The following is a 10,574-nucleotide window of genomic DNA, read 5'->3' on the forward strand; positions in this document are numbered from 1 at the left end:
ATCATGCTCAAACCTGTGACACAAGGAGACCGCGCGGGCGTACGGAGCTTCTCAAAGACCGCCGCGCCCGTTTGGGGCTTTTCAATGACGATTTCCCGCAGCACGCTCGCCGCCGCCCTCGCGTCGGCCCTGATTCCTCTTTCGGCTTCGGCCGTTTCGCTCGGCGACCTGACGGTGGAGAGCCGTCCCGGGGAACCGCTCGACGCGGTGCTCATGATCGACGACGTCGACATGACGGTCTCGCCCCTCTTGGTGCGCGTGGCGCCGCCCGCCACGTACCTCCGCGAAGGCGTGCAGTGGCCCGAACAGGCCCAGGATCTGAGGATCACGAAGGACCGCGCCACCTCGGGCGTCTCGGTTCGCGTGGTGGGGGATGAAAAGCTTGACGGCACCTTCCCGCTCCTGATTGAATTGAACGCCGGCGGCGCCGTCACCGTCCGTCAGTACGAAATCAGCGCCGTCGACGGCGTCTTCCGCGTGACGCCCGTGGCGGAACGTACGACCGTGAGACCGGCCTCCGAAGTCGACGCCGCGGACGCCAAAGCCGAGGCCGAAGAGGCGAAGACGGCCGACGCCAAGGAAGCGAAGGCCGAGCAGAAGCCCCGCCGCCGTCAGGGCCGCTGGGCGCCTCTTGTCGTGCAGGAATACGTGGCCGAGCACGGGTTCGACGCGTCAAAGCCCTTCAAGGTCGGCCGCGACATGACGCTCTGGTCGATCGCTAAGCTCTATCACCCGGGCTACGCCGGGGCGACGATGGAGCAGACGCTGGTCGCCTTCATGGAGAAGAACGCGCAGGCGTTCCCGTCCGGGGACGCTTCGAGCCTCACGGTGGGCGCGGAGCTCGTCCCGCCCACGGCGGACGAAGTCTTCTCGATCGACCCGGAAGAAGCCTTCCGCAAGATCCGCGGGAACGAAGCCGTCCCGCCCGTCACCGCGCAGCTCATTGAAGCGCAGAAGCGCTCGCGCGCCTTCGCGGCGGAAGTCGCCAAGGTTCAGCAGGCCGAACGCGACGCGGGCCGCGGTCCCGACGCGGCTGCGGCCGCCGGTGCGGCGCTCCTTGCGGCCGCGCCCACGAAGGCGGACGCCGCCCAGCGTACGGACGAGACCGCGGGTGAGACGACCACGGGGGCGGTCGAGCAGATGGCCGTCCCGACGACGCTTCCTGCGGAAGCCTCCGTCGGCGCCGACACGACTGCAACGACTGAAGGGGCCGCCGCCCCCGCGGGCGACGCCCAGGACGAAGAAACGCTCGACGCGGGTTCGATCGTCGCGACCGGCTCCGACGTGCCCGACACGGGCGCGGCGCCCGAAACGGGTGCGGGCGGCGAGGCCGCTGCCGACGCCAAGACCGAATCCGCCGCTCAGACGGAACCCGCGGCCGAACCCGAAAAGAAGGGTTTCGACGCCGCCTGGCTTGCGGTCATCGCGGTCATCGCCGCGGTGTTGGGGCTCTTCCTCATTCTGCGCCGCAGGAAGGATGAACCGAAGGATTCTGAAGGCGGCTGTGGGACGGAGAAGAAGGGTCCCGCCGTCGTCAAGCTCTCGCGCGACGTCCCGAAGACGAGCGACGCGCAGATCACCGCCTTGAAGGCCACCGTCGACGAAGCCGTCAAGAACGGCACGACGGGGGGCGCCATGGGCGCGGGCGCGATGGCCTACCAGGCCGCGCAGCGCGAAGAGGCGATGAAGGCCGAAGCCGAAAAGAGCACTGAAGCCGCCAAGGCTGAGAAGGCCGACGCCCCCCAGGATCTCTACGAAAAGCAGCCCTGGCTCGTCCCCGACGAAGGGATGGACGCGATCGCGAAGGCCCCGGCCATGCCGGTGTCGGCGTTGGACGAAGCGCGTTTGAACGAAGCCGCTTCGGCGGTCTCCGCGCTCGACCTCACGGAAAAGCCTTCGGCGAGCACGCTCGCGGCGGAACCGGCTCCGAAGCCCGCCAAGCCCGCGATGCCGGGTTCGAACGGCGAAGCCGTGCCGCTCTTCAAGGTGTCGGCGACGATGCGCCCGGTGCGCCAGCCGATGAACCCGGCTGCGGCTCCTGCTTCCGCCGTTCAGCCCGAAGCGAAGCCCGCGGAACCCGCCGCGCCGGAAGTGCCGGAAGCCCCGGAAGAAAAGCGCAGCCCCAAGGAACAGGCTTTGTCGGAATCGATGGAAGCGCAGCTCAAACTCGCCGAATCCTTCATCGGTCTCGGGGCGCTTCCTGAAGCGAAGGAACTCCTCACGGAAGTGATCCGTCACGGGCTCGAACCCCAGCGCCGCCGCGCCGAATTCCTGATGGCGCGCATCGAATCCGCGGACGAGAAGCGATGAGCGCGCCTCTGCGGACGGTTGCGCTCGGGATCGAATACGACGGGACGGCCTTCAACGGGTGGCAGACGCAGCCCGACGTCCCGACCGTGCAGGATACGCTTGAGGAAGCGATCGAGCGCTTCCTCACCGTGCCCGTCCCCACGATCTGTGCGGGACGCACGGACGCGGGCGTTCATGCGACCCACCAGGTGGTGAGCTTTCAGACCGACAAGGTGCGCTCGCCCGAGAGCTGGGTGCGCGCGATAAACACCTTTCTCCCGAAATCCGTCGCCGTGCGCTGGATGCGCCCGGTGCCGGACGACTTCCACGCGCGCTTCACGGCGCGCTCGCGCACGTACGAGTACTGGATCCTGAACGACCCCGTGCGAAGCCCCGTCATGCACGGCCGCACGGGGTGGTACTTCCGGCCGCTCGACGTCGAGCGGATGCGGGCGGGTGCCGCGCACCTTCTGGGCGAGCACGACTTCACGAGCTTCCGCGCGGCGGAGTGCCAGGCGGCTTCGCCCGTGCGCACCGTCGAGAAGCTCGAGATCGTCCGGATGGGGCGGTTGGTCGGCGTGCGGATCCGCGCGAACGCCTTTCTGCAGCACATGGTGCGGAACATCGTCGGGACCTTGATCTACGTGGGCTCGGGCCGCGAAGAACCCGGTTGGGTGAAGGAGGTGCTGGACGCGAAGTCCCGCGCCGTCGCCGCGCCGACCTTCTCGCCCTCGGGGCTCTACCTGACGGGCGTCGGCTATCCGGGGATCGACATCCCCGAGAAGGGCGAGAGCCCCTTCGGCTGGGCCGAAGAATGAAGCGCCGACATGTTGGAGAGGGCCGCGGAAGACGAACGTTCCCGCGGCCTTTCCGCATCCGCGCCTGCTCCGTGCCTTTCGACGAGTGAGTGTCGGCGGGGCATCCCCTCCGCCTCATCCGTCAACCCGAACCATCAGAGGGGATGTTTCCGGCGCGTTCGGCGCATTTGGCGGGCGTTTCGCCGCGGATCGGCGACTTATAATCCGTGGGATTCACAACACATCCCCGAAACACCATGAGCTGGCTCAATCACATTCTCCCGAAGATCAAGCGTGAGGACGACAACCGCAAGGCGAGTCCCATCCCCGAAGGGGTCTGGACGAAGTGCCCCGGTTGCGAACAGGCGCTCTACACCGATGAGCTCGAGCGCTCCCTCATGGTGTGCCCGAAGTGCGGCTACCACCACCGCATCGGCGCCCGCCGTCGTCTGCTCGCCTTCTTGGACCCCGAGAGCGCGATCGAGATCGCGTCCGACGTGCGCGCGGTGGACCCGCTCGGGTTCGTGGACAGCAAGCCCTATCCGAAGCGCCTGGAGCAGGCCGTTGCAGCGTCCGGCGAAACGGACGCCTTGGTCGTGATGTCGGGGACGCTCCGCCGCGAACCCATCGTCGCCGCCGCCTTTGAATTCCGCTTCATGGCGGGCTCGATGGGGAGCGTCGTCGGTGAACGCTTCTCCCGCGGCGTCGACGAAGCCGTGCGCCGCGGCGCGCCCTTCGTCGTCTTCAGCGCGTCCGGGGGCGCGCGCATGCAGGAGGGGCTCGTTTCCCTCATGCAGATGACGAAGACCTCGGCCGCGGTGGCGCGCCTGGCGCGCGCCGAACTTCCCTTCATCTCGGTGCTGACCGACCCCACGATGGGGGGCGTCTCGGCGTCCTTCGCGTTCCTCGGCGACGTCGTCATTGCCGAGCCCAAGGCCCTCATCGGCTTTGCGGGCCCGCGCGTCATCGAGCAGACCGTGCGCGAAAAGCTCCCCGAAGGGTTCCAGCGTTCGGAACTTCTCCTTCAGAAGGGCCAGATCGACATGATCGTCGACCGCCGCGACATGCGCGCGACGATTTCGGTCTTGACGCAGCTTCTCCAGAAGAAGACCCCGGTGAGCGGGATCTGATCGGAAAGGGTTGATGGCGGAGGCCTCGGCCTCCCGCGGGCGTCAAAAGCCTGCGAAATTCCGACAACTTTTGAAAACTTCAGGAATTCCCGCCCGCCGCCCAAAGCGCTGCCGACGACTACAATTCACGAAACCGACGAGCCCGCCAGAGGATTCTCCCGGCGGGCCGTTTCCATTTTTGAGACGACAGAGAAGACACAACCATGGACGCCGACACGCTCAACGCATGGCTCGCACACATCGAAGCGCTTCACGCCAAACCGATCGACCTCGGGTTGGAACGCATGCGGGAGATGGTCGACCGCATGGGGATCCGCTTCAGCTGCCCGGTCGTCACCGTCGCCGGCACGAACGGGAAGGGCTCGACCTGCGCGATGCTCGAGTCCGTTTGGCGCGCGGCCGGGTACAAGACCGCGATGCACACGTCCCCGCACCTGCTCCGCTTCAACGAGCGCGCGGTGGTGGACGGAAAGGAAGTCTCGGACGAGGCCTTGGTCGCCGCCTTCCGTCAGGTGGAAGAAGCCCGCGGCGGCATGTCGCTCTCCTACTTCGAGTACACCGCGCTCGGGATCCTGAAGCTCTTCCAGGAAGCCAACCCCGACGTCGTGATTCTGGAGATCGGTCTGGGCGGCCGCTTGGACGCCATCAACACCATCGACTCCGACGCCGCGATCGTCTGCGCCGTCGGCGTCGACCACGTGGCCTTTCTCGGCCCCGACCGCGAAGTCATCGCCTGGGAGAAGGCCCACGTCTACCGTCCGGGCTGTCCCGCCGTCTGCGCCGATCCGGACGTGCCCGCGAAGCTCGCGGCGTACGCCCGCGAGATCGGCGCGGACCTGATGACGACCCCCGTCGCCTTCGCGCCGACGGTGCACGCCGACGGAACGTTCGACATGCGCGTGCGCGGCGTGGAGTGGAAGCATCTTCCCGCCCCGGCCCTTCGCGGCGCGAACCAGTACCGGAACGCCGCGGGGGTGTTGGCGGTCGTCGCCTCGATGATGAAGCGCCTCCCCGTCACGCCCGAACAGATTGCCGAGGGCCTGCGCACCGTGCGCGTCACCGCGCGGTTCGAACTCGTGACGACGGACCCGTGCCCCACCGTTCTCGACGTCGGGCACAACCCCCAGGCGGCGGACGTCTTGGCGGACAACATCGAAAAGACCCGTGAACCCGGCTCGATGGAGATCGCGGTCTGCGGGATGCTCCACGACAAGGACATCGTGAGCGTGACGGAGAAGCTCAAAGACACGTTCGACGCGTGGTTCACGGCGACGCTGACGGGCCCGCGCGCGGCGGTCGCGCAGGAGCTTGACGACGACCTCGCGAAGGCGGGGGTGCCTTCAGACAAGATCCATTCGAATGAGGACGTCGCGTCGGCCCTTTCGGGCGCTCGGGCCTTGGCGCGGGCGAGCCGCAGGGAAAACCCAGGCCGCCCTGTTAGAATCACGGTGTTCGGCTCCTTCGTCACGGTTTCCGCGGCGCTTGAGCTTCTCGCGGCGGAAGGCATCCGCCGCTGAACCGAAAGACCTCACAAAACCGCCGGAGGTGCGGCATGTCGTTCCTGGACCGATTCAAGAAAAAGCCCCTCGACCGTGAGGTTGAGGACGCCGTGGACGAGGGCTCGCAGCGCGTTGAGCCCCGGTTGGGCGACGAGGCCGCGCCCTGGGTGAGGGTCGACCCCGAAACGGGGGAAATCCACCCGGACGATCAGGCCGCAGCGGCGGCCGACGCGCCGTCCGCCCCGGCGGCTCCCGCGGCTCAGCCCTCGGCGCCATCCACGGGCGCCCCTTCCGCGCCGCCGCCCTTTGATCCTTACGGGATCGGTGCGGCGCCCTTTGAAGAGGTGCCGCCTGCGGACGAGAGCGGCAGGCCCGTGGAATCCGCAGAGCCCTCTCAACCGGCTCAACCGGCTCAGCCCGCTCCGCAGTCCTCCGCCCCCGCCTTCGTGCCGGTGGAGGTCCGCCCCGAACCCGAAGCGCCGACGGAAGGTTCCGCTTCTGCGGCTCCTGCCGCCCCCTCGGTCGGCGCACCCGAACCCATCGTGGTGCCGCCCGTTCCGTCTGCCGCGCCCGTGCGTTCCGAACCCGAACAGCCCGAAGCCGTGACGAAACCCGTCCCGCGTGAGCGCGCCCGTGCGGCCGCGTCGGCTGAACGCGCCGAACGCGCCGAACGCGCCGAGCGCGCGGAAAGGTCCGAGCGCATGCGGGGCTTCCCCGTCGGCGCCGCCGCGCCGAAGGGTCCCTCGGAAGAGGAACTGATCGCCCGCCGCCGCACGAAGAACCGTCTGGTCGGCGCCGCCGTCCTGATGGCGGCGTTGGTGGTTGCGGCCCCCTTCATCATGGACGATCCGGTCAACCGCGAGGCGCCCCCGATCTCGACCGAAGTCCCGCCGGTGCCGCCCGCCTCGGGCGAAGCGGTGACGACGGAGTTGCCCTTGAACGCCCCCGCGGCCCCGAAGGCCGAGGGCGACACGATGGTGACGCCGTCCGACCTCGGCAAGGGCGGCGAATCCGTCGCGAAGGCTAACCTCGCCCAGGAAGCGCGCGGTTCCTCGCAGGCCAAGTCGCCGAAGACGGAAGCGGCGCCCGCCGCCAAGCCTGAACCGAAGCCCGCCGACGCGAAGAAGCCCGATGCGAAGGCGGCGGACGCGAAGAAGGAGGCGCCGAAGGCGGACGCCAAGCCCGCCGTCAAGCCCACCAAGACCGCCGGCATCACCCCGCCCGCGGGCGAAGGCTGGTACGTGCAGGTGATGGCGACGAGTTCGGAGCGTCAGGCGGAAGCCGCCGTGAAGAAAATCGTCGACCTGGGGCTCCCCGCCTACCGCGTGCCGGTGGAAAAGGGCGCCGCGACCCTCTGGCGCGTGCGCGTCGGCCTCTACAAGACGAAGAAGGACGCCGAAGGCGTCGTGGGGAACCTGGTTCTGAACGGCATCGGCAGCAAGCCCTACGTCGCGAAGCAGTGACCTCCGGGAGGGGGCGGCCGTCCGCCCCTCCTTCCGATCTCTTCGCGTGAGGACGATCCTCACAATTCCTTTTCTCCCATGGTGCGGGCATTTGTTAGAATGCCCGCACTTTCCATCCCCCGACCGCCGGTCCCCGCCGACGGCACTGCCCCATCTTTCAAGTTCACATGACGGAAATCGACTGGATCATCGCCGCGCTTCTGGTGCTTTCAACGATCGTTGGCACCATGCGGGGCGTCGTGCGCGAGACCCTCTCGATCGCGGGCTGGGTGTTGGGCGTGATGGCCGCACTCTCCTTTGCGGGCGAAGCCGCGGACCTGATTCCGCTCGAATCGATCGGGTACATCCCGCGCGTCATCATCGCGGCGGTGCTGATCGTCGTGATCGTGCTTTTCGGGATCGGGCTCCTGGGCGTGATTCTCCGAAAGCTCCTCGAAGCCGCCGAGATTTCCTTTGAGGACCGCGCCCTGGGCGCCGTCTTCGGGCTCGTGCGCGGCGTCGTGGTCGTCTGCGGCGTGGTGTTTCTGGCGGGGATGCTGGAGAGCGTCCAGACCTCCAAGATGTGGCGTCAGTCGATCCTGATCGCCCCGGCGGAGATCGTGATCAACTGGTCGCTCCCGTTCCTCCCCTCGTCGATCGCGGAAATGCGCTCCGACGCGAAGCCCGGTCCCCTGGAGGACGCCGCACGGAGCGTGATCGACAAAATCAACCTATGACGGAAGGCCGCAGATTCTGCGGCCTTTTTATTTGGCTTTAACTACAGATTTCTCTTTACAACCCCTAGACATTCAAGGGAACCACGAGGTATTCGACATCATGTGCGGTATTGTTGCCATCATGTCCGGTGAACCGGTCAACCAACGTCTCTACGACGCGCTTCTGCTCCTGCAGCACCGTGGTCAGGATGCGGCGGGCATCGCGACGCTGGACGGGCTGTCCTTCCACATGTACAAGGCGATGGGCCTCGTGCGCGACGTCTTCCGCACGCGCAACATGCGCGACTTGACTGGCACGATGGGCGTGGGCCAGGTTCGCTACCCGACGCAGGGGTGCGCGAGCTCGAACCAGGAGTCGCAGCCCTTCTACGTGAACGCCCCCTTCGGGATCGTGTTCGCGCACAACGGCAACCTCACGAACGCCGAAGCGCTCGCGCAGGAGCTCTATGAGACGGACCGCCGCCACATCAACACGACGAGCGACTCGGAAGTCCTTCTGAACGTGCTCGCGACCGAAATCTCCCGCGTGACCTTGACCAAAAAGCTCGACGCGGACGGCGTCTTCGAAGCGGTCCGCCAGGTGCACAAGCGCGTGAAGGGCTCCTACGCCGTCGTGGCGTTGATCGCCGGGAAGGGCCTTCTCGCCTTCCGCGACCCGCACGGCATCCGCCCGCTCTGCTTCGGGAAGGCGACGGACGCGACCGGCAAGACCGAGTACATGGTCTCTTCCGAATCCCTCACGATGATCGGGACGGGCTTCTCGGTCGAACGCGACGTGGCGCCGGGCGAAGCGATCTGGATCGACATGAAGGGGAACTTCGAAGCGCGCCAGTGCGCGGAGGACGCCCAACTCAATCCGTGCGCCTTTGAGTACGTCTACTTCGCGCGTCCGGACTCCACGATCGACGGCATCAACGTCTACGGCGCCCGTTTGAAGCTCGGCGAATACCTCGCGAAGACGATCCGCGAGAAGCTGGATCTGAGCGAGATCGACGTCGTCATGCCGATTCCGGACAGCTCGCGCCCCTGCGCGCAGCAGTTGGCGCAGGAACTGGGCCTTCCCTACCGCGAAGGCTTCATCAAGAACCGCTACGTCGGCCGCACCTTCATCATGCCGGGGCAGGCCGTGAGGAAGAAGAGCGTCCGCCAGAAGCTCAACGCCATGCCGGTGGAGTTTGAAGGCAAGAACATCCTCTTGGTCGACGACTCCATCGTGCGCGGCACGACCATGCGCGAAATCATCCGCATGACGCGTGAGTCTGGCGCGAAGAAGGTGTTCGTGGCGTCCTCCGCCCCGCGCGTCATGTACCCGAACGTCTACGGGATCGACATGCCGACGAAGAGCGAACTCCTCTGCGGCGACGGCAAGGACGAAAAGGAAGTGGCGGAAATCCTGGGCGCCGACGCCGTCGTCTACCAGACGCTGGAAGGCTTGAAGGGGGCGCTCCACGACATGAACCCCGCCATTCCGGCCTTCGACTGCTCGTGCTTCGACGGCGTCTACGTCGCGAACGACGTGACGGAAGAGTATCTCGCGCGCTTGGACGCGGCCCGCAAGGCGCCCGCCCCCGCGAAGCGTGAGGACGACGAGGACGAGCCGCAGGCGACGACGCTCTGAGCGTTGACGGACGGATCCCGTTCCTGAATTGAGAAGAAGGCGCGCCGGACCGGGAGGTTCGGCGCGTTTTTCATGAGAGGTCGGCGAATCCGGAACACGTCCGCGAGAATTTGGATCTCTTCGGCTTTGCCCTGACGGAAGCGGACATGGCCGCGATCGCGGGCTTGAACCGCGACGAGAAGCACGACTGGTACTGAGGCGTCGGATCGGGCCGGAGCAGGGTCTCATCCTTTCGGCAGGGATGCCGTGAACGCAACGAGGGCCGCGTCCTCATGGGATGCGGCCCTCAACATGTCCGGGTTTGAGGCCGGTCGAGCGCTTCTCGACCCTGCCGCGCATCACTGCGCCGCAGGCGGCGCGGGCGGCGTCGTGGCGCTTTGGCTCGGCACTTCGGTCCAGCCGAAGGGGCAGGCCTTCACGCTCGGGTAGTAGGCCTGCTCGCTCTCGCACCAGTACCAGATGTGGGTCTGGGGCTCGGCCGGGACGTAGCGGTGTTCGATCACCTGGGGTTCGCGGTCGCGGTCTTTGAGGGCCTGGTAGCCGAGCCAGGCGCCCCCGATCGCGAGCGGCACGGCCCAATAGTTGTCGTCCGAATCCCAGGCGCGGTGACGGTGATGGTGGCGCACGGCCAGGGGCGCGGGCGGGACGATGCGCACGCTCGCGCTCTTGTCGCTCCAGCGCTCGACGCTGTGCGAGCGCTCGACTTCACGGCGGTACGTGGTCTCGCTCTGGGCGGGAAGCGCCGTGGCCGCAAGCGCCGCGGCGAGAATCGTAAGGGTGACGGTGCGAAGCATACGGCCTCTTCCTCTGTGTTCGATGGAGGCCCCGAAGGGCCGGTTTTTCAAAGTTAGGCGATAGTACTTAGTTTATATCCGCCACCTGCCCGGAAAACCCGGGTTTTTTCGAGGTGGATCCGAAAAATGTGTTGATTTTTCACGGGCCTTTCACGAGTACCGGGTTTTTGTTGTGCTGAGGCGTCTCCGGGCGCGCATGCCGCGAAAGATCGTTCCTGTGCGGTACCGGCAACCGGAGCGCCCGCGGGCGCTCCGGGCGTCCGGTTTC

The 10,574-nt window shown here is 67.0% G+C and carries 8 protein-coding genes; 7 read left to right on the forward strand and 1 reads right to left on the reverse strand.

Features of this window, described 5'->3' with window-relative positions; translation table 11 throughout:
• Window positions 1-84: 84 nt before the first annotated feature.
• From HMPREF9440_RS05720 to purF, 7 genes are all read left to right on the forward strand, one after another.
• Window positions 85-2,310 carry a FimV/HubP-related protein gene (locus HMPREF9440_RS05720; protein WP_040764007.1) on the forward strand — a complete coding sequence of 742 codons (2,226 nt, stop codon included), beginning with the start codon at window positions 85-87 and terminating at the stop codon, window positions 2,308-2,310.
• Window positions 2,307-3,107 (forward strand): tRNA pseudouridine(38-40) synthase TruA, encoded by an 801-nt coding sequence (truA, locus tag HMPREF9440_RS05725; RefSeq protein ID WP_008542363.1) that lies wholly within the window; start codon window positions 2,307-2,309, stop codon window positions 3,105-3,107. Before HMPREF9440_RS05720 ends, truA begins: the two co-directional genes overlap by 4 nt.
• Before the next feature lie 236 nt (window positions 3,108-3,343).
• Window positions 3,344-4,216, forward strand: a complete 873-nt coding sequence (accD, locus tag HMPREF9440_RS05730) for an acetyl-CoA carboxylase, carboxyltransferase subunit beta (RefSeq protein WP_008542364.1) — start codon at window positions 3,344-3,346, stop codon at window positions 4,214-4,216.
• Window positions 4,217-4,419: 203 nt separating this feature from the next.
• Window positions 4,420-5,733 (forward strand): bifunctional folylpolyglutamate synthase/dihydrofolate synthase, encoded by a 1,314-nt coding sequence (locus HMPREF9440_RS05735; RefSeq protein ID WP_008542366.1) that lies wholly within the window; start codon window positions 4,420-4,422, stop codon window positions 5,731-5,733.
• Window positions 5,734-5,768: 35 nt separating this feature from the next.
• Complete coding sequence (locus HMPREF9440_RS05740) at window positions 5,769-7,178, forward strand: SPOR domain-containing protein (protein ID WP_008542367.1); 1,410 nt, start codon at window positions 5,769-5,771, stop codon at window positions 7,176-7,178.
• 167 nt (window positions 7,179-7,345) lie between these two features.
• Window positions 7,346-7,894, forward strand: a complete 549-nt coding sequence (locus HMPREF9440_RS05745; RefSeq protein ID WP_008542368.1) for a CvpA family protein — start codon at window positions 7,346-7,348, stop codon at window positions 7,892-7,894.
• Between the two features lie 100 nt (window positions 7,895-7,994).
• Window positions 7,995-9,512: an amidophosphoribosyltransferase gene (purF, locus tag HMPREF9440_RS05750; RefSeq protein WP_008542369.1), complete on the forward strand. Its 1,518-nt coding sequence runs from the start codon at window positions 7,995-7,997 to the stop codon at window positions 9,510-9,512.
• Window positions 9,513-9,850: 338 nt separating this feature from the next.
• Here purF and HMPREF9440_RS10620 read toward each other — a convergent pair whose 3' ends face one another.
• Window positions 9,851-10,306 carry a hypothetical protein gene (locus tag HMPREF9440_RS10620; protein ID WP_008542373.1) on the reverse strand — a complete coding sequence of 152 codons (456 nt, stop codon included), beginning with the start codon at window positions 10,304-10,306 and terminating at the stop codon, window positions 9,851-9,853.
• Between the last annotated feature and the right edge of the window lie 268 nt (window positions 10,307-10,574).

Origin of the sequence: Sutterella parvirubra YIT 11816 (genome assembly GCF_000250875.1) — a bacterium.
Classification (GTDB): domain Bacteria; phylum Pseudomonadota; class Gammaproteobacteria; order Burkholderiales; family Burkholderiaceae_F; genus Sutterella; species Sutterella parvirubra.